Genomic DNA, 24,919 nt, shown 5'->3' on the forward strand with positions numbered 1-24,919 from the left:
CCACGCCTTCAGGGCTGGCTTCGGTCAGGTAGTGCGGTAGCAACAGGATGCCCTGGGCACCCAGGCGCTCGGCTTCCTGAGCCTGCTGGATCGCCACGCGGGTTGGGCCACCGGCACCGGCCAGAATCGGGACCATGCCCTTGCAGGTGTCCACGGCCGTTTTGATGATGTCGGAGTATTCCTTCTGGTCCAGCGAGAAGAACTCACCGGTGCCGCCCGCCGCAAACAGAGCGCTGGCACCATAGGGTGCCAGCCATTCCAGGCGCTTGATGTAGGTATCGCGGCGGAATTCGCCCTGCGCATCGAAATCGGTTACCGGAAAGGACAGCAATCCGGATGAAAGGGTGTGCTTGAGTTCTTGCGGATTCATGTATTGCACCCTGCTGAGAGCCATGAGGTTTGTTGTTGTGGATTTAGCCTAACCTCTCATCAGTCGTCATACAAGTGGGTATGATGCTCTTTTGCTTATTTTTTGATTGCAGCTGGCCCTTCTAAAGTGACTGCATCACTTTTACCAATCGTTCTCGGCTGTTACTAAGGTGCAGACGCATAGCTGCTGCAGCCCCAATGGCATCCTGCCGGACAATGGCGTTATAGATGTCTTCATGTTCGGCATCGCGCCGCTCAAGATAGGCTTGGGACAGCGAACTTTCATTAAAGGCTTTGTTCAGGCGCATACGTGGAATGAGTTCTCGGCTAAGGCAGCTCATAATCTCTGTAAAGTAGCGATTGCCGGTTGCCTGGGCGATCAAAAGGTGCATTTCCATGTCGAGATCCTCTGAGGGAGAAGACGCTCTTGCCCGCGCCTGCATACGGTCGAGCAGGGCTCTAAACTGCGTCAGATGTGCCTCTGAGCGCCTTTGTGCTGCCAGGGCTGCCGCTTCGGACTCAAGGCTGATTCGGACCTCAACGACTGAAAGAACATCCTGCAGTGTCTCTACACTGGAGGGATCAATCATGCCTGATAGCCGAATAATGGGCTCGCAGACAAATGTACCGATACCTTGCCGGGTGACTACCTTGCCATTTGCCTGAAGGTGGGAAAGCGCTTCACGAACAACCGAGCGACTCACGCCATGAGCCTTCATGATTTGCGCTTCGGAAGGCAGTTTTGCGCCAGGGCTAAGCTGGCCATCGCGTATCTGGCTATCGAGAATATTGGCCAGCTCCTGCGAAAGATTATGCGAGCGTTTGGCGAGAAAAACAGGCTCGGAATGCATCTGGAACACCTTCTTATTTAGATTAATTATCCGGTCTACCTATAAGATGTCTGACAAGTTTAGCGCTGTAAAGAGGTTTTACAGTAGAGGTACGTTGGCTATTTTGATAAGTAACCAACGTCGTTGTAAAAACCGAAGTCTTCCAAGCTGAGAGAGCTAGCCCGCCTAAACTCATCCGAAAGCCGAGAAACCTTCCCACGGATTCCAGCTCTGCGTATTTTTCATTTCTTTAAGATAATAGGCGTAATTGGCGATCATTGAGTTAGCAATCGCAAAGCCTATGCTAATGCCAAAGTCAAGCGCTTGGGGGACATCAATCCCCGTTAGCTCCTGAAACAGAAGTTCAAGTAAGCCGGTAGAGAAGGCAATGCCTAACATGGCTAAACCTTTTTTCTTTAAACCTAACGCAAAAATCAAATAGAAAGGTCCGAGAAAAAAGGCTGGCCAGCATCTAATGATCAGGAGCTTCTTTCGAAAAGGAAGCTGCTTGAATGCCTTTTTGCAGGTAGCGGTTTTAGGTGCACCATAGGTTTCGTAAAAGGCGAAACGCTCTTGCCATTTTGGCGGATATGATGCTTTTCTGGAGGGTTCCGTGGTGTCCATATTATTACTCCTTGGCGTGTGGCCTGTATTTCTTTACTAAGGTGTATCCGTGAAGTTCACCCATACATGTGCGGCTTGGAACAAGCTTGTGTATGGCAAGGGGGCGAGCATACCGAGGTGATGGGAGGTTCGGTTTCTACCCTGTCTCAAAATGCTTATTTGAACGTATTGAAAGGCGGCCTAGTTCAAAACAGCAGGAACTACACAGGCAGAAAGCCTACTGCCTGTGAGAAGGGATCATCAGCCGTAAAGCCTGAGTAAACACGCAGTAGGTACAAGAGGGCGTTTTAGCCCCCTATATGGAGGCGTGGCTTACATGCCGCAACTGGTCAACGTTCCGGTTTGATAGTTCACTTCATTGCCAAGGCTAAAGAGTACATCGCTCGAAAAGGACGTACTTTCTATAAAATAGGCGCTATGCTCTCGCAGGCGCTTGGCCAAGCCGCTTGCTTGCTCGACGGGTAGAAATAACAGGACAAACGCGGTGCCGAAGGCAAAGCAGACTTCAAAGACACTGGTTTGTGAGCAGGCGTGGCGGATACGCAGGTACCAATCGATCATCATGGGCATTCTGTAGTCGGCAGTTCGTTCCAACGCTGCGCGGTTTGCGCAATGGTTTTGGCTAGAGTAGCAATAGCCTTCTGATGGGCTATGACGAGGCTTTCAAGCTCCATGCCGGCAGGCTCGCGAATGATACTGCTGCAGGTCAATGTTCGGCGTGGGCTACCTTCGCTTCTCAGGTTAAGGCTCCAAACCACATCAATCAAGGCATACCGCTCGGGCAGCATGTCGAAGCGGCGTACATCAGTGCGTAGCGTCAACACCGGCTTGCCGGAGGTTTTGGGAAGTCCTGCCAGATCCCGGACGCCGAGCTGTTGCTCCAGCTGACCTGCCAGTGCGTCATGAAATTCATCGCCAAGCGGCGCGCTCCAGCGTTCGGACTCCAGAATGGCGAGGCTACCATTGCTTTGCCTCACCACCAGTTGGGGCTGGTCAACCTGCACAGGCATGCGCACAGGCGCAAGCTCGAACTGAAACGCTGCGGAGGCGGTGTGAGAAGCCGCCTGGCCAGACAGGGGAGGCAGTAGTGTGTAGTAATGCGTAGGGGCTGAGCTGCACGCGGCAAGCCCCAGCGTGGCCGCTATTGCAGCCAGCGATAAGCGAAGGGTCATGGCTGGGACTCCATTTCAATGTCTCGAGAGGATGACTTCCCTTTATAGGAGCCGGGCGCCGCTTCCTCGGTACGGCCACGAATCAGCGACTCGGGATGGCGGCTCAGATAATCGGTCAGTACACGCACGGAGCGAGCGGTTCGCTGGACCTCGTCCATGGCCTGGTTGACCTGCTGACGTGCCGGCGAATCTTCATCCAACGTTTCGTTGGCGGTCTTGAGCGTGTTTTGCAGCTCCTCGAGCGTACCTCGCATTTGCGGCAACACATCGCCATTGACCTGTTTCATCGTTTTCTGCAACTCGTTCAGGCTGCCGTTCAGGTTGTTGGCAATCGAGTCGATAGGTAGCTTGCTGATCTTGTCGACCATAGCCTGCAGCTGCTCCTGTAGCTTATCGAACCCGCCTGGAACCGTCGGAATCTCAAGAGGACGACTGTTGGGGTTGAAGCTGACCTTGGCCGCCTTGGGATCGAAATCCAGCGCAATATAAAGCTGTCCTGTCAGAAGGTTGCCCGTGCGGGCCTGGGCTCGCAGACCTTGCTCGACCAGACGCTTGATCAGTTGAGCGGATTGCTCTTCGCTTTCACCGCCGATCTGCTTGACCAGCTTGTCATGGGCACTGCCCAGACGCTGCGGATAGACCACTGCACCTACCGTAGTCGGGAACCGCTGCGTTTTGGGGTCATAATCAAGATCCACTGAGACAACCCGGCCGATATTCACCCCCAGGAACTCCACGGGAGCATTCACCGCAAGTCCGCGTAAGGACTGATTGAAACGCAGGCGAATAAACCGAGGTTCGCCGGAGGGAGGCGCCAGTGCCGTCTGCTGGTCGTTATAGAGCGTGAACTCGTAGTGCTCTGGAGCTGGTTTGGCGTCCGGGCTGTAATTAGGCTCCCGGAAGGCAATGCCGCCCGCCAGAATGGAGGGGATCGTCTGGGTGTTGACCTTCAGGCCGCTGGCATCAACCGAGACGTCAATGCCGCTGGCATTCCAGAAGCGGGTATCGTCGGTCACAAACGCATCGTTGGGCGAATTGACGAACACCTGAACATCTACCCCTTTGCCATCTTCCGTCAGGTTATACGAGATGACCTGGCCTACCTGAATGCGGCGATAGTAGACCGGCGAGCCAATATCCAATGAGCCAAGATCGTCGGTATGAAGGGTAAAGCGCTTGCCCCTTTGCCCGTAGGTGACAGGAGGAGGGTTTTCCAGTCCGACGAAATCTTTTTTGGTCACGTCGGAACGGCCAGCGTCCGCACCGATGAAGGGGCCAGAGAGCAGTGTGTCTACACCGGAAACCCCGTTGGCGCCGATACGCGGACGGACCACCCAATACTGGGTATCCTCGCGGGTAAAGGGTTCGGCTGACTTATCCAGGTCAATCGTGGCGGTAACGTGGGTGCGGTCTTCGCTGAGGGCGATCCGAGTAACCGTACCGATTACCACGTTCTTGTACTTTACCTGGGTCTTGTTTGCTTCAAGCCCCTCAGCCGTTTGAAAACTGACGTTGACCTGAGGACCTGCCCGCAACCAGCTGTTGACGACCATGGATAGCCCTACCAGAGCCGCCACGATCGGGACCAGCCAGACCAGAGAAATACTGAAGCGCCGTTTTCTGATCTGAGGCGTGCCAGGGGTTGGAAAAGCAGTGTTCGGGTTATTCGACATCATTTACCTCAGCGTCCCAGATCAGGCGCGGATCAAAGCTCATGGCAGACAGCATGGTCAACACAACAACCAGGCCAAAGAACAGGATACCCAGACGGGGCTCGATCGTGCTCAAGGCTCGGAATTGAACTAGCGCAGCCACCAAGGCCACGACCAATACATCGAGCATCGACCAATAGCCGATCAGCTCTACGAAGCGATAAAGCTTGGCCCGTTCGCGCATGGCCCAGCGGCTGCGCCTTTGACAGGTAATCAGCAAAGTACCCAGGACGCAAAATTTCATGCAAGGCACGGCAACGCTGGCAATGAAAATCAGGATAGCGATGTCCCATGAGCCGTGCTGCCAGAACTCGATGACACCGCTCATGATCGTATTTTCACTGCCCCCGCTGAACATGCTGGTATACATCACCGGCAGGACATTGGCCGGCACATAAAAGATGATCGAAGCAAGCAGAAAGGCCCAGGTACGGGCGATGCTGTTGGGTTTGCGCGTATGAACCGGGGAATAGCAGCGCGGGCATTCATGCGCTCCCTCAGGGCAGACAAATCCACAGGTATGGCACAGGCAAACCTTGAGTTCGCGCGCGTAGGGCGGTTTATTCATATAACCGGCACCTCCAGATCATCCCAGAGGTAGCGGATGTCACGACCGGCAATGAGAATAATCAGCACCGTCAGCATGGCCATGGCCCATAAGCCGACGCCAGGCGAAACGTTGAGCATACCGGCCAGTTTGATAATGGCTACGAGAATGCCAAGCAGGCAGACCTCCAGCATGCTCCAGGGTCGTAAATGCTCAAGCGCCCGCATACAGGCCCTGAAACCAGGGGCCATTTCGCCCACATAAGCGTAACCCAGCACCCAGCCCAGCAGCAGAATCTGAAACAGCGGCGCGAAGATAATCGCCAGGCCTGCCACCAGCGCAATCAACGTAATACGACCCTGAGCCAATGCCTCGACAGATTCCCAGAGCGTGGCCTCGTTGCTCAGCCCTTGCAAGCTGATGTGCATGATGGGGAAGACGTTGGCCAATATGAACAGGATGCCAGCTGCCAGCGTAAGGGCGAACAACTGTTCGACATTGAGCCGTCTGCTGCGCTCGATCACGGCATCGCAACGCACGCAGCGGGCAGCTTCGCCCCGCGCGAGTGGGCGCCGATGGTAGACCGAATCGCAGTGCTCGCAGATGATCCAGTCAGGGTGTTGAGGCATGGCTGATGGTGTGCATTAGATAGGTTTCGGTGAAGTGTGGAAACGCCGCCCCGTCGACCAGCACCTGATCGTTAGGATACTGCGTTAGGCCGTTTCGCTGTATGGGTGTTCGAAACGGTGTGTTGTCGATTTTGTAACAAGGACACATAGAGCACCGTACTTGTTTCATATGTCCGGTAAAAACCTGTGGGTGGTAGAAGCGTTAGATGCGCTGCAAGTCACGAAGGATCGATGAATCTCATTTCACTGGAGGCGCCGCTTAACAGTGGTTCGTTCAGTTCGGCGCAGGCTTTGAGGTAGTCCCAAAGTAGCGTAACGCGCTTCAATGCCCGCAAATCCTCCTGACAATACATCCAGAAATGCCGTGTTATCTGAATTTCCTCCGCAAGCAGCGGTTGCAAACGGGGATCCGGGCCGGCTAGAAAGCAGGGCAAGATCGCCAGCGAACGTCCCTGAAGCGCCGCCGTATATTGAGCGATTACACTGGTGCTGCGTAACACCGATCGAGCGCTTGGAACAGCGTGTTCCAAATACAACAGCTCCGGGCTAAAAGCGAGATCATCTACATAGGTGATAAAGGTATGCTCAGCCAGATCGCTCCGATCATGAATGGGGCCGTGCCGCTCTAGATAGCCCGGAGTCGCATAGAGCCTAAGCTGATAATCACACAGTTTCGTGCAGACGTAAGGTCCTCGTTCAGGCCGCTCCAGGGTAATGGCAATGTCTGCCTCACGTTTGGACAGGCTGATGAAATGCGGAACCGGCAAGACATCGACCGTCAGGCTTGGATAGGTTTGCTGAAAATGGCTGACTTGCGGCGCGATGAAGAAGCTGCCGAACCCTTCTGTGGAGCCAATTCGGACATGTCCCGACAGGGACAGCCCTGCACCGGCGACCTCTTCACAGGCCGATTGCAGCGTGCTCTCGATAGCCTCTGCATAGCCCAGGAGCCGCTGGCCTTCGGTGGTCATTGCAAAGCCGCTGCTGCGTGATTTTTCAAACAGTAAGGCGCCTAGCGTCTGCTCCAGAATACGGATACGGCGTGACACTGTTGTGTAGTCCACCGCCAGCCTACGGGCCGCGCCGGTAGCCGTTCGTGTCCGGGCTACCTCCAGGAAAAACTTGAGATCGTCCCAGTCAAGTGCGGCAGGGGACATGAGATTTTTTTGCATATCGGTCCGGCTTTTTTGTGCGTTCTTATCGGAAGTTTGCACATCTATACTCCGAAACAGCCGCAAGCGCCAGAACGCGATTCCGGCTGATGACACCTCGCACAACAACAATAAGCGGAGGCGTTTATGACTACAGGCACGCCATCACCCAGAGCGACCTCATCTGGTCGCAAGCACTATCGGATCGCCGGGTTGGCCAGCATGGCCGGAACCACCATTGAGTGGTATGACTTTTTCCTCTACGGCACTGCTGCGGCATTGGTCTTCAATAAGCTGTTCTTTCCTGCCCTCGATCCCATGAGTGGCGTACTGGCTGCCTTTGCCACCTACGCCGTGGGGTTTCTTGGTCGTCCCATGGGCGGCATCGTGTTTGGTCATTTCGGTGACCGGATTGGGCGAAAATCCATGTTATTGCTGACGCTCATGTTGATGGGCGTTCCTACCATCGCCATCGGCCTGATTCCCACGTATGACCAGATCGGCTACTGGGCGGCCTTGCTGTTGGTAGTCATGCGCTTCCTGCAAGGCATGGCCGTAGGTGGCGAGTGGGGCGGCGCCGTTCTGATGGCGGTCGAGCATGCGCCGGAAGGCAAAAAAGGCTTTTATGGCAGCCTGCCGCAGACTGGTGTTGGGGCAGGCTTGGTACTGGCCTCGTTGGCCATGGGGGCGGTGGCCACTTTGCCAGAGGAAGATATGCTGGCCTGGGGGTGGCGGCTGCCATTCCTGGCCAGTGTGGTACTGCTGGGTATCGGCTGGCTGATCCGGGTAAAGGTGGCGGAGTCGCCTGACTTTGAACGGCTCAAGCAGGAGGGGCGTAAGGTCAAGATCCCCTTGTTTACAGTGCTCAAGGAGCACCCTCGGGAAACTCTGGCCATCATCGGCGCCCGCACGGCTGAAAACGCCTGGTTCTATATGGCGGTCACCTTTGCGCTGGCCTATGCCGCCAATCAGCTCCAGATTCCCCGCGCCAGTGTACTGAATGCTATTACCGCCGGTGCCGCACTGTCCCTGGTCACCATGCCGTTCTGTGGTTACCTCTCTGATCGGGTAGGGCAGCGGCGTCTCTATTTCACCGGGCTGCTCCTGCTGTGCGCCTTTGTTTATCCCTTCTTTGCCATGCTGGGAACACGTGAACCCCTGCTTGTTTGGTGGGCCATGGTGCTGGCCGTGGGCGTTGTGTTTCCCATCCTGTATGCGCCTGAGTCACTGCTGTTTGCCCGTCAATATCCAGCGCAGATTCGCTATAGCGGAATTTCGCTCTCGGTTCAGTTTGCTGGCGTGCTGGGCGGCGGATTTGCACCCATGATCGCCACTACGCTGCTATCGCTGGGAGAGGGTAATCCGCGATATGTCATCGTCTATCTACTGGTCATGGGTGCGATCGCATTGCTTTGTACAGCCCTGATGAAGCCGGATGCTCAGATCGGCCGCTCCGCTATTTCCACTACCGCTTCCCGTCCCGTTGGCATGGTCAATTCCACCTCAGGAGAATCCTTATGAACGCCCCCTTGAATGATGCCAAGGCTGATATCAGCCAAGTCAAACTGCTGATCAACGGTGAGTGGGTGGACTCCAAAACGCAGGAGTGGCGCGATGTTGTCAACCCGGCAACTCAGCAGGTGTTGGCTCGTGTTCCCTTTGCCACGCCCGATGAGGTCAATGCGGCGATCGCTGCTGCCCAGCAGGCATTTACCCGCTGGAAGCGTACGCCCATCGGTACGCGTATGCGCATCATGCTCAAGTATCAGGCATTGATTCGTGAGCATATGAAGTCCATTGCCCAAACGTTGAGTGCCGAACAGGGCAAGACCGTGGCCGATGCCGAGGGTGACATCTTCCGGGGTCTGGAGGTCGTCGAGCACGCCTGCTCGGTAGGTAGCTTGCAGATGGGCGAGTTTGCCGAAAACGTGGCGGGCGAGGTGGATACTTATACGCTACGCCAGCCCATTGGTGTCTGCGCAGGCATTACACCCTTCAATTTCCCGGCCATGATCCCGCTGTGGATGTTCCCTATGGCTATCGTCTGTGGCAATACGTTCGTGCTCAAGCCTTCCGAACAGGACCCGCTTTCCACGATGCAGCTGGTCGAGTTGGCGCTTGAGGCCGGCATTCCACCCGGTGTCCTCAATGTGGTACACGGCGGAAAGGACGTAGTCGATGCGCTGTGTACTCATCCCGATATAAAGGCTGTCTCCTTTGTCGGGTCTACAGCCGTTGGTACTCATGTTTACAATCTGGCGGGTCAGCACGGCAAGCGCGTGCAGGCGATGATGGGCGCCAAGAATCACGCGGTGGTGTTACCCGATGCCAACAAGGAGCAGACGCTTAATGCATTGGTAGGTGCGGCTTTTGGTGCTGCCGGCCAGCGCTGTATGGCCACTTCGGTGGCTGTTCTGGTAGGTAAGACGCGCGAATGGCTGCCGGAGCTCAAGGCCAAGGCTGAACAACTCAAGGTCAATGCCGGGTCCGAACCGGGGACTGACGTTGGTCCGCTGATCTCCAAACAGGCCAGGGAGCGTGTGCTCGGTCTGATCGAAAGCGGGGTGGCGGAAGGTGCTTCATTGCTGCTTGACGGCCGCAATGTTCAGGTGCCCGGATACGAGCAGGGTAATTTCGTAGGGCCTACGCTGTTTTCCGGCGTTACGACAGACATGCGTATCTACACGGAAGAAATCTTTGGTCCGGTTCTGCTGACCCTCGAAGTTGATACGCTGGATGAGGCGATTGCTCTGGTAAATCGCAACCCCTTCGGTAACGGAACTGGGCTCTTTACCCAGAGCGGTGCAGCGGCTCGCAAATTCCAGAGTGAAATCGATGTTGGTCAGGTAGGAATCAATATTCCGATCCCGGTACCGGTTCCCTTCTTCAGCTTTACCGGCTCCCGCGGTTCCAAACTGGGTGATCTAGGGCCTTACGGTAAGCAAGTCGTCCAGTTTTACACCCAGACCAAAACCGTCACGGCCCGCTGGTTCGACGATGACAGTGTCAGTGATGGGGTGAATACCACGATTACCTTGCGTTGATCGGCGCGGTCGTCAACGTTACAGAAGGAGAATAGCCATGCGTATTGCCTTTATCGGTTTGGGAAACATGGGGGCTCCGATGGCGCATAACCTGCTGAAAGCCGGACATGCGCTCACGGTCTTCGATGTCAACGCACAGGCGGTTGGCGCCTTGGCGGAAGCGGGCGCCAAGGCGGCAAACTCCGCCCGGGACGCTGTACTGGAATGTGAGCTGGTCATTACCATGCTGCCTGCCGCGGCCCATGTGCGCAGTGTCTACCTGGGTGAAGAGGGGCTTCTGGCAGCACTGCCTGACGGAGCCGTAGCAATTGACAGCAGCACCATCGATCCTCAGACGGCCCGGGAGGTCGCCCAGGTGGCGGCGGGGCGAGGAATCGCCATGGCCGATGCGCCGGTTTCAGGGGGGACCGGCGGTGCGCAGGCAGGCACCTTAACCTTCATGGTCGGCGCGACGCCTGAGCTGTTCAATCTCATACAGCCGGTACTCTCTGATATGGGTAGGAATATTGTGCATTGTGGTGAAGTCGGAACCGGACAGGTTGCTAAAGTCTGTAACAACCTGCTGCTGGGCATCAGCATGATCGGTGTTGCAGAAGCCATGGCGCTGGGCGATGCGCTCGGCATCGACACCAAGGTTCTGGCCGGCATCATCAATACTTCTACCGGACGCTGCTGGAGTTCGGATACCTATAACCCCTGGCCGGGTATCATCGAGACGGCGCCGTCTTCACGAGGCTACACCGGTGGTTTTGGGACAGACCTCATGCTCAAGGATCTGGGGCTTGCCACTGAAGCGGCGAAGCAGGTGCGCCAACCGGTTCTGTTGGGTGCGCTGGCACAGCAGCTCTACCAGAGCATGAGCCAGCGAGGTGAGGGCGGCAAAGACTTTTCCGGCATCATTGGGCTGTACCGCAAGCCTTAGCGCTGATCAGTCGGCCCAGCGGTAATACCACGCCGCTGGGCCAGCGAGTCGGCATCCGGCAGCGCCTCCCTGTACACTAGGAATTCGATTATTTCCGGATGCCTCACATGAAAGACCAACTCCTTGAACTGATCACCCTAATCAGCTCCGGCTGTATGAGCGATGAGGAGATCGCGCGGATCGCTGACGAAGCTGCACAAGCTTATGCCGATCCCGAAGCGTTCCTGGCAGCCAATCCGGATATCAATTACGACGAGACCTTCCCGATTTCGCTGGGCGAGTGGGTAGTAGTCGGCAGTTTGCCGGAAACGGTACTGTTCCAGGCCGATAGCTACGATGAGCTGCTCCAGCACATCATGGATTCCTTCGGCAAGGATGTGCCGTTCAACATCAAACCCAAGCAGCTGGTGAAGGTTGAACCACTCAAGGCGCTCAATCGGATCCAGGTTCAGCTGAGCAGCATGTACAAGGAAAAGGGTGGCTACACCCTGATGGATTTCAGTGAGCCACTTGATGATGAGCTGCAAGCCGTTCTGGTGTACACCCATGACGTGCAGCGCGTACTGGATCTCTGCGCCGAGCTCGACATCTACGCAGCGCCCTCCTATGAAGCGCTAAAGAACGCGTTGGAAGACTGAGGCGTTCAGTCATCAACCTGCCATCTCTCCACTGAATAAACAGCGGGTCGGCCATTATCGACCCTGAGGTTCCCTTTTATGAAAGCCATGGCCAAACATATTCTGGTCAAGACATCCGACGAGGCGGACGCCCTCAAGAAGCGCCTTGAAAAAGGCGAGGCCTTTGACGTACTGGCGAAGAAATTTTCGATTTGCCCTTCAGGAAAGCGGGGCGGCGACCTTGGCGAGGTCAAGCCGGGCCAGATGGTCAGGGTGATCGATCAGGTAATTTTCAAGAAGTCGGTCGGTGATCTTCATGGTCCGGTCAAAAGCAAGTTTGGCTATCACCTGGTCAAAGTGTATTACCGGGACTGAGCGCAGCCTGCTCAGTCACCCAGACAGGAACAACGACCCGAGCGAGGACCGTTTTGGCCAACGAACCTGTAACACCTGATGCACCTGCAAAATCCGATCGCTGGCAGTCCCCAGTCTTTCGCATGAAGGTTCTGGCGGGCTGCCTGTTGCTGGCAGCCGCTGTCCTGTATGCGGTCGCTACCGCACTGCATGACATCCATCCTGGCTGGGGATATGTCGCCGCCTTTGCCGAGGCGGCGATGGTTGGCGCGATCGCCGACTGGTTTGCGGTTACCGCGCTGTTCAGGCATCCCCTGGGGCTGCCCATTCCTCACACGGCTATCATTCCACGTAACAAGGCGGGCATAGGGCGCAAGCTTTCGGATTTCATCTGTCTTAATTTCCTGTCTACCCCTCAGCTGATGGCAAAGGTCAGAGAATTCAACGCAGCCGACCAACTGGCCGGCTGGCTGCAAAAGCCTCACCATGCCGAAGCCCTAGGTAATCATCTGATAGGGGTGGCCCGATTCGGTGTAGGTGCCTTGCGGGATGAGCGTGTTCAGCGCTTTATCCAGCGCACGGCGACGGCTCGGTTGCAGCAGGTTGACTTGGCACTGTTGAGCGGGCAGCTGCTGGATGTCATGACGGCAGACCGGCGCCATCAGGCCATGCTCGATGATGTGCTGCGTGAGATCGACCGCATGATGAGGGACGAAGATACTCAGGCGATGATTGCCCGTGCCATCTCTTCAGAGCTCAGCGCGTTGCGCTATGTTCGGCTTGATGAGTATGCGGGGCGCTGGTCGGCCGAGAAGGTCGTCAAGCGGATCTCGATGCTCATTACCGAGATCAGCGAAGACAAGGATCATGAGATGAGGGCTCGCTTCGACCATTATGTCGCCGACTTCATCGAGAAGCTCAAGAACGATCCCGAATTTCGAGTGAAAGGCGAGCAGGTCCGTATGCAGCTGATCGAGCACCCCGCCATTGCCGGGTATCTGCAAGGGCTCTGGGATGATCTGATTGACTGGCTGCAGGATGATCTGGGCAAGGACGATTCCTCAATACGTCGACGCCTGATTCGTCTGACCCAAGGGCTGGGGGCTGCGCTGGCAGCGGATGCGCCTATGCGGCAATGGATCAATGATCAGATTGAGGAGGTGGCGCCTCCTGTCATTGAGCGTTATCGCGGTCAGCTGGGAGACTACATCGCCGAGCGAGTCGAAGCCTGGAACACTGACGAGTTGGTCGAACAGCTTGAGAGGAACGTAGGCAGAGACCTGCAGTTCATCCGCATCAATGGCACGCTCGTAGGCGGACTGGTTGGACTGATCATCCATACGGTCACCCAACTGCTGGTAGGGTAGCAGGGTGAAGAAGTGCCGGATGGCCCGGCACTTCCAGTGAGTTAAAGCAGGCGGAACTGCTGCTCCTTTACCTCTTCCGAATCCAGTCCGATATAGACCTTGAATGTACCGGGCTCGGCGGCGTACTTCAGGTCTGCATTGTAGAATTTTAGGTCTTCTTCAGTGATGTCGAAGTCGATAACCTTTTCTTCGCCAGGTTGCAGCATGATCTTGCGGAAATTCTTCAGCTCCTTGATCGGACGACTGATTGAGGCAGTAACGTCTCGCAAGTACAGCTGTACAACCGTCTCGCCCGCGCGCTGTCCCGTATTTTTCAGCGTCACACTGGCTTTCAGTCTGTCATTTCGGTGCAGCGTGCCGCTGGAGAGCGTTATATCGGAAAGGTCGAAAGTGGTGTAGCTCAAGCCGTAGCCGAAGGGATACAGCGGTCCGTTAGCCTCATCGAAATAGCGAGACGTGTATTTGCCTGGGTCTTTCGGATTGAACGGTCTGCCGGTATTGAGGTGATTGTAATAGATGGGTATCTGGCCAACCGAGCGTGGAAAGGTCATGGGCAGCTTGCCGGAGGGGTTGTAATCGCCAAACAAGACATCGGCGATAGCGTTACCGCCTTCAGTGCCGCTAAACCAAGTTTCCAATAGCGCGTCGGCCTGTTGGCTTTCCCAACTCAGATCCAGTGGTCGGCCATTCATGAGCACCAGCACCAGAGGCTTACCAGTGTCTTTCAAGGCTCTGATCAAGCGGCGCTGATTGTTCGGAATATCGATATGGGCGCGGCTGGATGCTTCATGGGCCATGCCTTGCGACTCACCTACCGCGGCGATGATGACATCCGCCTTCGAGGCTACCTCGACCGCCTCCTCAATCATATCTTCGGTAGAGCGGTGGTCTACCTCGACAGCAGGATCGTAGGAATTTAGATAGGCCAGAATGCTGGCGTCATCAGTAATGTTGGCGCCTTTGGCATAGACCAGTGTGGCCTTGTCGCCGACTGCGTTAGCCAGGCCCTGATAAAGGGAGACGGCTTGCTGGGTCATCCCGGCGGCTGACCAGTTTCCCATTACGTCGCGCTGGCTCTTGGCCAGGGGGCCGATAACCGCAATGGTGCCGTTCTTTTCAAGTGGGAGCAGGTTGCCTTTGTTCCTGAGCAGGACCTGACTTTTGCGGCCTACCTCCCGCGCGGCTTCCCGGTGTAAGCGGCTCTCGGCGTTGGTATCAAAAGGCGGATCGTTCGGTTTGCCCAGGAAGGCATAAGGGTCCTTGAACAGGCCCAAGTCATATTTGGCGCTGAGTACATAACGGCAGGCATCGTCGATTTCCTGTTGGCTGACTTCGCCGCTCTTGAGCAGGGCGGGAAGCTGGGTGCCATACAAGTCGTCGTGCATGTTCAAGTCCACGCCTGCCTTGATAGCGAGTTTTGCGGCTTCGCGACCATCTTCGGCGACGCCGTGACGTATCAACTCGTTGATGGCGCCGTGATCGCTGATGATGAGACCCTTGAAGCCCCACTGGTCTCTCAGCAGATCCTTGAGCAGCCAGCGGTTGGCTGTGGAAGGAATGCCGTTAATGGCATTGAGGGAAACCATGACGCTGCCCGAGCCTGCCTCCACCGCCGCCTTGTAGGGAGCAAGATAGTCCTGGAACATGCGCTGGGGGCTCATGTCGACCGTGTTGTAATCACGACCGCCTTCAGTCGCGCCGTACAAGGCGAAGTGCTTGAAGCTAGCCATAATCGAATGCGCAGACGCCAAGTCGTCACCCTGATACGCCTTGATCAGTGTGCCGGCAATCCTTGAGGTCAGGTAGCTGTCTTCACCAAACGTCTCGGAAACCCGTCCCCAGCGAGGGTCACGAGTGACGTCAACTGTCGGCGAGAAGGTGAGATTCAGACCGTCTGCACTGGCTTCCTCTGCTGAAATGCGCCCGCTCAAGGCAATCGCATCCAGATCCCAGCTGGACGCCATCCCCAGGTTGATAGGAAAAATGGTGCGGTGGCCATGCACCACATCATAAGCATATAACAGTGGGATCTTGAGGCGGCTGTGCTCTACCGCCTGGACCTGCATCTGACGAATGTCGGGCCGAGTGACCGTATTGAACATCGCGCCTACCTTGCCGGCCCGAATGTCCGCCATGATGGCGTCCTTGGTGTAGTCAGGACCAACGCTTACCAGGTTGAGCTGGCCTATCTTTTCTTCAAGCGTCATTTGTTTCATGAGCTTGCCGATAAAAACACTCTTGTCATGTTCCCTGACTGAAGGGGCAGCGCGGTCTGTTTCAGCCAGCGCAGCAGCACAAAAGCATGCCGCCAAGGTTCCTAGCACATACAGCTTCTTCAAGTGACACCTCAAAGGGTTTTATTCTTCTTTCTCTTCTTGCAGCGAAACGGCAAGAGTGAGCAGTTTCGCATAACAGCAAAATGCGGGCATGTGATTTCTGAAGCGTCGAGTTCAGCCGGTTGACCGACTGTCTTTTTGGTTCGACAGGCTACTGTTTTCAGGTCCGTGATGTCATTCTGATAACCTGTGACTTCGGCGGATGGACGCGGCAGGGTATATTAGCGATCTATACTGATAGCGTTCATCGGACGTTGTCATGGTTTGCAGTTCAGTAAGGGTTACCCGTGCGCACAGGCATCTACGTCGATTCAGACAATATCAGCTCAAGTGGCGGCAGCTACATGCGCTACGAAACGCTCAGGCGTTTCTATGAAGCATCCAGCGTAGTCACTATCGCCAAGGCTTATCATGCCTTCGACGAAGTGCTGGCCGAAGAAAAGCCCGAGTATGCGAACTGGCATGCTGCCCACGTCGCCCGTATCCAGGGCGCCGGGTTTCGGTTGTTGATCAAGCCGGTCAAGCGCTACAACAACGATACGGGCACGTCCCGCAAGGGCAATGTCGATGTGGAACTGACCGTTGATGTCCTGACCCAAGCTGACAAGCTGGATCGGGTCGTGCTGGTGACAGGCGACGGTGATTTTGTCGCGCTGGCACAGGCGCTTCAGGCGAAGGGCGTACGGGTGGAAGTCGTAGCGTTCAAAAATATCTCAAGCGATCTTGTCCAGATCGCCGATGTGTTCCTGAATGCCTATCTGATCCCCGATATTCTGGCTGGCGATGCTCAGCCTCGGGACCGAGTTATTCAGATCATGAATGTCGACCTGAATGGACAGCGAGCCTTCTATTCCTGCCTGGAGCAGGCGCCCACCTCACTCTCGCCGGATGATCAGGCCTGGTTGCGTGGCGAGCTCAGGTTGACCAAGTCGATGATTGACTCCCGTAATTTCCGTCCCGGCAAGATTCTCGCCTGGCGTGGACGTAACGCGGATGAGCAGGCGTTTGAAGTTTTGGCAACGCAGCGACTGTAATTTAATGCTGTCGCCATGTGACTCGGGGTGCAGGATTGCACTCTATGAATTAAGGTGATTTGCAGCATTAACCCTTACAGTATGCAATCTTTGTTTCAGGCTTTTGGTCTTCCAGGTTTGCCTAGATATGCTTGATCTCGAAAATGGGTACGACTCGAAGGCCAAGCGGTTACCGCTACAGCTCCTGACGATTCTCTTTTTGGTCACGGTTTGCCTGTCAATGGTGGCATTGACGGCTTGGCAGGTCTGGAATTCGCGAAATGTCCAGATCAGCGAAGGCGAGGTCATGACCTCCAACCTTGCAAAGTCCTTGGCCCAGCATGCCGAAGATACGTTCACCGAGGCTGATACCGTACTGCTCGGTCTGCAGGAGCGTATGGAAATAGATGGCACCAGCACCCAGCACATGACTCGAATGAGTATGCTGCTCAGGCGGCATGTGCAAGATCTTCCACAGCTCGAGGGATTGTTCGTCTATGATGAGAAGGGCGATTGGCTGGCGACATCCTTTCCGACGATACCGGCCAATAGTAACAATGCGGACCGTAACTACTTCAAGCAGCATGTCTCCAATTTCAATCTGACGCCACACATTGATCATGCCGTGCGCAGCCGCTCTTCCAACAACTGGATCATTCCGATCTCGCGGCGTTTCAACAAGCCTGATGGAAGCTTTGGTGGCATTGTGTTGGCTACGGTCAAGATGAGCTATTTCCAACAGTTCTATGACAGTTTCAAGCTTGATGACGAGGGCGCGATCTTTCTTGCCCTGACCGATGGCTCGATCATCGCCCGACGTCCTTTTAAAGATGAATACGTTAACAAAAGCATTCAGCAAGGTCCGATTTTCAGTAATTATCTTCCTGGCGCACCTGTAGGTGTCGCGGTGGTCCGCGCGTCCGTAGATAACGTTGAGCGCATGTATGGTTATCGCCAGTTAGAGCGTTATCCATTGGTAATTGGTGCCGCCTTGTCCAAAAAAGCTGTTCTGGCTAATTGGACTGACGAGACGCGCAGAGCCGTTGCCATGGTGGCGCTAATGCTGTTGGGCATGACGATGTTCGGGCTTTTACTACTCAGGCAGATTCAGCACGGCATGCAGGCAGAGGCTGACCTGGTCGATGCCAAGCAGGGGCTTGAAAAGTTGGCCATGCATGACGGCCTGACCGGTCTCGCCAACAGACGTTATCTGGATACATTGTTGCCTGCCGAGCTGGGACGTGCACTTCGTTATTCTCATCCGGTCGGTCTGATCATGATCGATATCGACTACTTCAAGACGTATAACGATCTCTTCGGCCATCCAGGCGGCGACGATTGTCTGCAACGTGTCGCCAAAGCCATCCAGAAAAGCCTCAACCGCCCCAGCGATGTTGCTGTTCGCTATGGTGGCGAGGAGATTTCGGTACTTCTACCAGGAAGCGATCTGGATGGATCCGTTCTGGTTGCGGAGCGGATTCGTGAAAACGTACGAGAGCTCAAGCTGGCGCATCCTGGTAATCCAACTGGCTATGTAACGGTCAGCTGCGGTGTGCATGCGTATGTACCTAGTCGTGGCGATGAGTGTTCCGGCAAGAAACTCATCATGAACGCGGATCAGGCACTTTACCGTGCCAAACGTGACGGCAGAAATCAGGTTCAGGCGAACCGTGAGCCTTTTCATCAAGCATAATCTGCATGCCATAGATGAGAGTTTGCTATAAGATTACAGCCTAGTTTATTGTTTAAATTGAACTAATTCTCATCTGTAAGGTCTTTGCGCAACCTAGTTATCTGTAGTTGGGCAGGGACCTATGCAACATTTACGTTACGAAGCCATTTGTGGAAAGATCCGATACGCCCTGGCGCCTCTTCGCTGCGTCTTTAAACAAGGTGAGGCGTACAGAACTTTCAGCTTCATGGTTCACGATAAGGAAAATGGCATCCTGTTCAGTTCCGAGCCGTTGAACAGTGCTTATTTCAGCAACCCCATCGTTCTGCATCATTACCTGAAGGATTTACGTGAGCGCTTGGCTGACCAAGGCGTTGCGCTCGCTGACTGGCAGGATTGCATTACGCTTGAGAAACTGGCGACATGGCGCAAGCGGGTGTTACCCAAGCCAGGCCCCACCATGCGAGCTGCAACGTCCTGAGTTCAGTCGAGTCGTCTGCCGTCTGAGAAGGGGCGTATGTCCAGTCCTGGTTGCAAAGGCGGCTCTACATGATCAGGGGTCGGCTTTGGGCGTTGATAGTTTCTGGATTCGGCTATCAGCGCCTTGGCAGATTCGACCAGCGCTTCAAGTTCTGTGTCGATCTGAATCAACCGGTCTATCAGATAACGAGCCTTGCCTGCGTATTCAGGGTGAATACTGCCATCCAGCACTAGGGCCAGACGACAAACCTCAGAGGCATGTGCCTGAAAACGTGCTGAATCAATAGCTGTTACAGCACTGTCGATACGAAACTCGCTGGCATCCTTGCTGGCATGAGTGAAACTCAAGATGATCTTCCATTCCACAATAAACAGTGAATTATTAGATCACAGGGCCAGTAGTAATGGCTAATTGCCTTTATATTGTTTTGATCTAGTTTCCAAACTGTTCAGATAGCAACCTGATGTTTCGCACGCTTGGCTCATAGGGGAAGATTAAAGGCTGTTCAGCTTTTGTTTTGGTTGGATGGGATATCTTGAAACTGCAATCTCATCACCTCCTATGAGCTTAGTCAGCACCGTTAGAACCGCATTACTGACAACCCCGCCTCGGCGGGGTTTTTATTTGCCTTAAGAAAATTCAATGGTTACCGGCAACCCCGCAGGACCGGTGCAGGCTCCCGCGGGCTATCAGTGTCACCGATATTTAATGAGACTTTTCAGCGTTGTTGCCCAGAGCGGTCTCAAGCAGGTCTGCCTCACGTACGAGTTTGCGTAAGGTGTTGTCATTGATAATGTGCTTGCTGCGCAACTTGTAATACTCATGGCGCTCAGCTTTCAATGCCTCCAGACGGGTTTCACGCTCCAGCTCCCGGCGACTTTCCAGGACAGGAGTGGAGAGTTCGACATTATTGATTTCCAGCCGCTTGTGGTAGTAGTCCATCAGCTGGAGCGTAACGTCATTGAACGCAATGATGATTTCTTCATCACCCTTGTGCTCGGCCAGTTTCTTGGCTTTTTCCTGACGGTAGCTTTCAATTCGACGAATAGCCGCTTCAGCGCCGCGAATGCGGGCTGTTCGCTCCTCTTCATACGCCTTGGTGTCCTTTGGCAAGTGCAGATTCCGAAGCACCAGGGGAAGGCCGATACTGCCGGCAATCAAGGTAAACATAATGACGCCGGTAGCCAGGAAGATAAGTAGCTCTCGTGCTGGAAAGGGAGTCCCATCATTCATTGCAACCGGTAAGGAGAGCGCTGCTGCCAAGGTTACCGTGCCTCGAATACCAGCCAGGCTACCCGCAAGAATGACGCGCATCGATACCCTGGGTCTGGCTTCACGCCTGGACAGCAGGCGAGGCAGGTGGGCTGCGCCCAAAATCCAGACAAAACGCATGGCAAACAATGATAGGGAAATCAGGCCGACCAGACCCAGCAGCTTGAAGAATTCGAGCGTACCGCCATTCTGCTCCGCATAGTGCAGAGCACCCTCGATAATTTCGGGTAGTTGAAAACCTAGGAGCAGGAAGACCAGGGCGTTGAGCACAAACTCAAGCATGTCCCAAACGCTGCGCGTTTGAATGCGTGAGCTGGTCTGGTCCTGACGTTTCAGGTCCTTATAGTTAATGACCATCCCCGCAGCTACGGCGGACAGGATGCCCGACATATTGAAATGCTCAGCCACCAGATAAGCTGCAAAGGGCAGCAGAAGCAGTAGAAGCACGATTTGGATCGTTGAAGCTTCGCCCAGTCGGCGCTCGATCAGGCGCGTTCTGATGAAGTTGAAAACAAAGGCCATGGCCGCGCCGATGACGAGACCACCTATCGAGATCATGAAGAAGCCCACAGTGGCATCCATGATGGAAAACGCGCCGGTAAGCGCTGCCGCAACTGCAAACTTGAACGCCACAAGGCCTGAGGCATCGTTCATCAACGATTCGCCTTCGAGGATATGCATGAGCCGCGGCGGAACGGGGAGACGACCGGAAATGGCGGACACCGCCACGGCATCGGTGGGAGACAGAATGGCAGTGAGCGCAAAGCAGACGGGCAAGGGCAGGTGAGGGAATATCCAATGCACGACATAGCCGACACCAACCACCGTCATAAGCACCAGACCTAGGGCCAGCGCCAGGATAGGACCTCGCAGAATCATGAACTCTCTTTGAGGAAAGCGTCGCGCATCGGCAAAGAGAAGCGGAGCAATAAAGAGCAGCATGAAGATTTCAGGCTCAAGTTCCACATGCAGACCGCCGGCAGGCCAGGCCAGCAATGCACCAAATGCGATTTGAACCAGCGGTGTCGGAAGTACGGGTAGGAAGCGGGCAGCCACACCGGTTGCAGACGCTACCAGTAGCAGAATCAGAACGAGATAAACGGTATTCATGGGTAAGGCGAATCAACCTGCGGGAAAGGGTTGATGGCTAGTCAAACCGTCGAGCGGGACGAGGCGTATGAATGCTAGAGGGAAACGCAGGGAAGCATAACTACGGCAAGGTACAGCTTAAGGTGTTGAAGCCAGAATGGATTGCAGTCGAGACAGCCTTGACATAGCTTTTGGCTATAGGCAAGGCCGTACCGATTAGACTCTATTAGTTATTTATCGCGATGTCCATGAACGCATTGTCGCGTGCGTTGTGGCATGGCTTAGGCCCTGCCTACCTTTTCACGCTTCTCTACCATCGACTTTGCGAATCGTACAAACCGTATCGAACCAAGCCTGGTTACCAATGAGCGGTTGTGGGTTGATGGGAATAATTCGGTTCACGTTGTAACCGTTACCGCGGCCCCCCTGGCGCTCATCCCACCAGAGCGAGGTGCTTAGGTCATCCTGTTCTGGAGTCCCTCCATAACCCTGCTGGCCAAGTGTCGCTTCGGTATTGCGCTCGCCCTGACGTGCAAGGGCAGCGCGACCCGATACGAGATAGCCGAGGCTATTGGATACCGCAAACACGCGAGGATGTATGCCCTGGGTTACGAAAATACGAACACGCTCGGAGCCTACAGGCTCACCTGTCCCCTTATAGGCCTGGTCACCATGCGGGCCGCTGACCGGGCGGTAGGTGGTCAATTCAACCCAGTCGCCGGTTTTAAGGCCAAGTGACGCGGCAGTGGATGCATTGATCCACATGGGATTGTCATGGACGATTTCCGTCAGGTATTTCTGATTGGCTGTCCGGGCCTGAGTATGCACATTCCATTTGAAGCTGGTCAGGATGAACCGGTCTTCCGGCAGGTTCTGGTGCGCAGGAATAGGGATATAACTGGGCAGACCGTCATCGGTAATGCCGAGTGTCGTAGCGACCTTGACCAGCTCCGGACAGTACAGCTCGAATTTGCGAGAGGGTGTCTGGAAACCTCTGACTGCTGTGCGAATCCCGTCCTCTTTGATCATTAGGCCAATAGCACTTTCCTGGCCGGCCGTATTCGCCGTATAGATGACCTGCGTGGCTTCGTCGACTCTCGTGTTGCGGAGCTGTTCAGGCGTGAGGCGACGGCGATGTACCTCGTAGCTTTTCGGAGCGCTGCGGTCGACGTATACGCCATGCTTTTTCATGTACTCGAAGCCATCAGCTTCTTCGCCAGCCGGTATGTTGGCGCATTGGTGTCGGACAAACGCCTCATGGTCACCAAACTGAAAGTATCTGGCCTGTTCCGGGCCGAGGCGTCGGCCAATATCAAACAGCACATCGGCATAGCTACGTGCCTCGCCCGGCGGCTGCACCATGGGTTGACGCAAGGTAACGAAGTGCTGGAGTTCCAGGCTATTACGGGTATCAAGCCCCCAGCGCTCCAGATAGGTCGCATCCGGCAGGATCAAATCGGCGTAATGGGCCATCTCTGAATAAACTACGTCGGAGCAGGCATGAAAAGGGATCAGGGATTCATCCTTGAGCACCTCGACCGTTGTCGAGCGGCCCTCAGGCCAGGTCATGGGGGAGCTGATCGTATAGGATAGATACACATCAACCTTGGCGCGGCCTTGGCGGATGTAGTCATACACAATCTGGCCCACCTTCATCTCCTGCCAGCGGTTGGCCAGTGGCCACTCGGGTGGATCTTCCAGATCCGTTCTCAGCTTCGGCTTGGGCGGCACAGGTTGCGGCTGCGGATAGCGAGTGGCGCTGAGCTTTTCTTCCAGGCCATAGCAGTAACCACCCGGCTGGCCTACAGCGCCAACCAGGGCATTAAGCATGACCACGGCGCGTTCAGCATTGAGTCCATTGTAATGGGCGCCTGTCCCCCGGTTGGTAAACGCCACAGCAGCGGGGCGCTGGAGGGCAAATTCAAGTGCAAGGCGTTCGATGTCGCTGGCGGCGATCCCTGACTGCTGGGCCGCCCATTCAGGCGTGTAAGGGGCAAGGAAGGCATGGACTTCTTTCAGGCTCAGGTTGACGAAGTGCTCCATGAACCTGCGGTCGTATTCACCCTCGCGCATGATGACATGGCCCATGGCGAGTGCAATAGCACCCTCGGTACCCGGAAAAGGCGCGTGCCACTCATCGCTGCGGCCAGCAGTGTTGGATAGGCGAATGTCGAAGGTGACAAGCTTGGCACCATGATCGAAGCGGGCGGTTGCCACACGCTTGGCCAAATGAAGACCGCCCTGGTGGGCCTCATAAAAATTGGAGCCGAAGTTCAGAAAGTATCGGCAGCGCTCGGCATCGATGGACTCCCAGTCGGTGTCGCCCAGGCTGATATAGTTGGCGCCGCGCTTGCTGGCTGAGCACAAGGCGCGATGGTTGAGCTGCACGGGTGAGCCTATAGCGCCTAAAAAACGCTTAATTTCCGCATCAATGCGAGAGCGTCCGGCATGCAGGGCGACCCGCTCGGGGTGCCCTGCATCGATACTGCGCTGAATGCGCGAGGCAATCTCTGTATAAGCTTCATCCCAGCTAATCCGTTGCCATAAACCTTCGCCCCGAGCGCCCGCCCGCTTCAGAGGATAAAGCAGTCGCTCGGGATAGTCATTGATCGTCGGCCCGCTCTGACCCTTGGCACAGGTCATGTAGCTACCCATGTTTGGATCGAGAGGGTTGCCACGAATCTTGACGACCTGGTTATCAATGACAAAGCCTTCGATACCGCATACGGTGGAGCAGTTCAGGCATACGCTTTTGACGCGTTTGGCCTGACTGTAGTCATGCTTGGTCTTGCGGGGCGGTGGATCCATGGCCAGGGCGGCAGCGACACCACCGGCACCAACGGCGGTACCTACGCCCAGATAGATGTATTCACCCAGTTTAAGCTGCGCGAGCGCTGCCATTCCGGATTTGATGAACGTGCGACGTTTCATTGATTCATGCTCGAAAAGGGACAGGACGCAAGCGTGTTCAGGTAGGCGTACCGAGCTCCGCCCACGTATCGATCTCGTAGGAATGCGGGTCGTGGTTGCGTCCGTGTGGCAGCTTGGTCTCGATGGCGCGAGGCGCAACGCGATCCAGTCCTCGGTAGAGAACTTGCGGCTGAGTGGCCTGTTCAGGCTTGAGGCTGGCCAGCTCGGCTCCGCGCTTCTGGTAGAATTGCGCGACAGGGCTTGCTGCATCGCTGAGATCACCAAAGACCAGTACGCCGGTTGGGCAGGCTTCGACGCAGGCAGGCTGCATGGCCTGTTCCAGGCGGTGGCTACAGAAGTCGCACTTGTCGGCGACCCACTGGACCGGATCAATGTGCAGGGCGCCGTATGGGCAGGCGGTCACGCAGCTGCCCCAGGTATCACACGTATCCACGTTGATTCGAACAATGCCGTCCTTGCCCTTTTCGATGGAATGCGTAGGGCACGCCTTGATACAGGGTGCATCGGCGCATTGCATGCACAAAGCCGGAAGAAAGCTGCGCTGTGTGTGAGGAAATTCGCCTTGGTCGTAGTAATAGACCTTGGTTCTGAAGTGGCCAAGTTCCACTTGGTTTTCGACCTTGCAGGCGACCGAGCAGGCATGACAACCGATACAGCGCTCCAAATCGATTGCCATGCGCCATTGGGGGGAGATGTCCTCCATACCAAACCTTCTAGTGTTATTTATAAGTGATTCGTGCACTGGAACGTCTGGTCTGATCCAGACGAAACGGGCAGTCTCAGTCAG

At 55.4% G+C, this 24,919-nt stretch carries 23 protein-coding genes; 9 read left to right on the forward strand and 14 right to left on the reverse strand.

The window, feature by feature from the left end; genetic code table 11:
• From PLU01S_RS20905 to PLU01S_RS20945, 9 genes are all read right to left on the reverse strand, one after another.
• Nucleotides 1-370 (reverse strand): dihydrodipicolinate synthase family protein (locus tag PLU01S_RS20905; protein ID WP_174588324.1); only part of this gene is annotated, 370 nt, incomplete at its 3' end.
• Between the two features lie 121 nt (nucleotides 371-491).
• Nucleotides 492-1,220, reverse strand: a complete 729-nt coding sequence (locus tag PLU01S_RS20910; RefSeq protein WP_074826326.1) for a FadR/GntR family transcriptional regulator — start codon at nucleotides 1,218-1,220, stop codon at nucleotides 492-494.
• Between the two features lie 171 nt (nucleotides 1,221-1,391).
• Nucleotides 1,392-1,823, reverse strand: coding sequence for a DUF2628 domain-containing protein (locus PLU01S_RS20915; protein WP_074826328.1), 432 nt, complete (start codon nucleotides 1,821-1,823; stop codon nucleotides 1,392-1,394).
• 312 nt (nucleotides 1,824-2,135) lie between these two features.
• The gene (locus PLU01S_RS20920) at nucleotides 2,136-2,387 is read right to left on the reverse strand and encodes a hypothetical protein (RefSeq protein WP_074826331.1); all 252 of its coding nucleotides are present in this window, start codon (nucleotides 2,385-2,387) and stop codon (nucleotides 2,136-2,138) included.
• Entirely contained in the window at nucleotides 2,384-2,995 is a 612-nt protein-coding gene (locus PLU01S_RS20925; protein WP_010798252.1) for a PqiC family protein, read from the reverse strand. The genes PLU01S_RS20920 and PLU01S_RS20925 overlap by 4 nt, the downstream gene beginning before the upstream one ends.
• Nucleotides 2,992-4,668: a PqiB family protein gene (locus PLU01S_RS20930; protein WP_074826334.1), complete on the reverse strand. Its 1,677-nt coding sequence runs from the start codon at nucleotides 4,666-4,668 to the stop codon at nucleotides 2,992-2,994. The genes PLU01S_RS20925 and PLU01S_RS20930 overlap by 4 nt, the downstream gene beginning before the upstream one ends.
• Nucleotides 4,658-5,275, reverse strand: a complete 618-nt coding sequence (locus tag PLU01S_RS20935; RefSeq protein ID WP_010798254.1) for a paraquat-inducible protein A — start codon at nucleotides 5,273-5,275, stop codon at nucleotides 4,658-4,660. The genes PLU01S_RS20930 and PLU01S_RS20935 overlap by 11 nt, the downstream gene beginning before the upstream one ends.
• Nucleotides 5,272-5,883, reverse strand: coding sequence for a paraquat-inducible protein A (locus PLU01S_RS20940; protein ID WP_010798255.1), 612 nt, complete (start codon nucleotides 5,881-5,883; stop codon nucleotides 5,272-5,274). The genes PLU01S_RS20935 and PLU01S_RS20940 overlap by 4 nt, the downstream gene beginning before the upstream one ends.
• 218 nt (nucleotides 5,884-6,101) lie before the next feature.
• Nucleotides 6,102-7,055, reverse strand: a complete 954-nt coding sequence (locus tag PLU01S_RS20945; RefSeq protein ID WP_074826774.1) for a LysR family transcriptional regulator — start codon at nucleotides 7,053-7,055, stop codon at nucleotides 6,102-6,104.
• Nucleotides 7,056-7,181: 126 nt separating this feature from the next.
• Between PLU01S_RS20945 and PLU01S_RS20950 the strand changes: the two genes are divergently transcribed.
• From PLU01S_RS20950 to PLU01S_RS20975, 6 genes are all read left to right on the forward strand, one after another.
• A complete protein-coding gene (locus PLU01S_RS20950; RefSeq protein WP_074826337.1) occupies nucleotides 7,182-8,555 on the forward strand; it encodes an MFS transporter in 1,374 nt (457 codons plus the stop codon).
• Nucleotides 8,552-10,078 carry a CoA-acylating methylmalonate-semialdehyde dehydrogenase gene (locus PLU01S_RS20955; protein WP_074826339.1) on the forward strand — a complete coding sequence of 509 codons (1,527 nt, stop codon included), beginning with the start codon at nucleotides 8,552-8,554 and terminating at the stop codon, nucleotides 10,076-10,078. The genes PLU01S_RS20950 and PLU01S_RS20955 overlap by 4 nt, the downstream gene beginning before the upstream one ends.
• Before the next feature lie 37 nt (nucleotides 10,079-10,115).
• Nucleotides 10,116-11,000, forward strand: coding sequence for a 3-hydroxyisobutyrate dehydrogenase (mmsB, locus tag PLU01S_RS20960; RefSeq protein WP_074826341.1), 885 nt, complete (start codon nucleotides 10,116-10,118; stop codon nucleotides 10,998-11,000).
• Nucleotides 11,001-11,107: 107 nt separating this feature from the next.
• Nucleotides 11,108-11,638 carry a hypothetical protein gene (locus PLU01S_RS20965; RefSeq protein ID WP_074826344.1) on the forward strand — a complete coding sequence of 177 codons (531 nt, stop codon included), beginning with the start codon at nucleotides 11,108-11,110 and terminating at the stop codon, nucleotides 11,636-11,638.
• Nucleotides 11,639-11,716: 78 nt separating this feature from the next.
• Nucleotides 11,717-11,992: a peptidylprolyl isomerase gene (locus tag PLU01S_RS20970; protein ID WP_074826346.1), complete on the forward strand. Its 276-nt coding sequence runs from the start codon at nucleotides 11,717-11,719 to the stop codon at nucleotides 11,990-11,992.
• A gap of 122 nt (nucleotides 11,993-12,114) precedes the next feature.
• Nucleotides 12,115-13,338 (forward strand): DUF445 domain-containing protein, encoded by a 1,224-nt coding sequence (locus PLU01S_RS20975; protein WP_074826775.1) that lies wholly within the window; start codon nucleotides 12,115-12,117, stop codon nucleotides 13,336-13,338.
• 41 nt (nucleotides 13,339-13,379) lie between these two features.
• Here the strand turns inward: PLU01S_RS20975 and bglX are convergent, their stop codons facing one another.
• A complete protein-coding gene (gene bglX, locus PLU01S_RS20980) occupies nucleotides 13,380-15,677 on the reverse strand; it encodes a beta-glucosidase BglX (RefSeq protein WP_074826348.1) in 2,298 nt (765 codons plus the stop codon).
• Between the two features lie 284 nt (nucleotides 15,678-15,961).
• Between bglX and PLU01S_RS20985 the strand changes: the two genes are divergently transcribed.
• The 3 genes from PLU01S_RS20985 to PLU01S_RS20995 all read left to right on the forward strand — a co-directional run bounded on the left by PLU01S_RS20985 (nucleotide 15,962) and on the right by PLU01S_RS20995 (nucleotide 18,840).
• Nucleotides 15,962-16,708, forward strand: a complete 747-nt coding sequence (locus PLU01S_RS20985; protein WP_074826351.1) for a LabA-like NYN domain-containing protein — start codon at nucleotides 15,962-15,964, stop codon at nucleotides 16,706-16,708.
• Nucleotides 16,709-16,835: 127 nt separating this feature from the next.
• Nucleotides 16,836-18,380: a sensor domain-containing diguanylate cyclase gene (locus tag PLU01S_RS20990; RefSeq protein WP_074826354.1), complete on the forward strand. Its 1,545-nt coding sequence runs from the start codon at nucleotides 16,836-16,838 to the stop codon at nucleotides 18,378-18,380.
• A 121-nt stretch (nucleotides 18,381-18,501) separates the two neighbouring features.
• Nucleotides 18,502-18,840 carry a hypothetical protein gene (locus PLU01S_RS20995; protein ID WP_010798266.1) on the forward strand — a complete coding sequence of 113 codons (339 nt, stop codon included), beginning with the start codon at nucleotides 18,502-18,504 and terminating at the stop codon, nucleotides 18,838-18,840.
• A gap of 2 nt (nucleotides 18,841-18,842) precedes the next feature.
• On the opposite strand, the gene PLU01S_RS21000 is transcribed toward PLU01S_RS20995, so the two are convergent.
• From PLU01S_RS21000 to PLU01S_RS21015, 4 genes are all read right to left on the reverse strand, one after another.
• Nucleotides 18,843-19,187: a hypothetical protein gene (locus PLU01S_RS21000; protein ID WP_074826357.1), complete on the reverse strand. Its 345-nt coding sequence runs from the start codon at nucleotides 19,185-19,187 to the stop codon at nucleotides 18,843-18,845.
• 358 nt (nucleotides 19,188-19,545) lie between these two features.
• Nucleotides 19,546-21,222 (reverse strand): Na+/H+ antiporter, encoded by a 1,677-nt coding sequence (locus tag PLU01S_RS21005; RefSeq protein WP_074826360.1) that lies wholly within the window; start codon nucleotides 21,220-21,222, stop codon nucleotides 19,546-19,548.
• 279 nt (nucleotides 21,223-21,501) lie between these two features.
• The gene (locus PLU01S_RS21010; RefSeq protein WP_074826362.1) at nucleotides 21,502-24,132 is read right to left on the reverse strand and encodes a molybdopterin-containing oxidoreductase family protein; all 2,631 of its coding nucleotides are present in this window, start codon (nucleotides 24,130-24,132) and stop codon (nucleotides 21,502-21,504) included.
• 37 nt (nucleotides 24,133-24,169) lie between these two features.
• A complete protein-coding gene (locus tag PLU01S_RS21015; protein WP_083397921.1) occupies nucleotides 24,170-24,835 on the reverse strand; it encodes a 4Fe-4S dicluster domain-containing protein in 666 nt (221 codons plus the stop codon).
• Nucleotides 24,836-24,919 lie beyond the last annotated feature (84 nt).

The organism is Pseudomonas luteola NBRC 103146, from assembly GCF_002091675.1.
Classification (GTDB): Bacteria; Pseudomonadota; Gammaproteobacteria; order Pseudomonadales; family Pseudomonadaceae; genus Chryseomonas; species Chryseomonas luteola.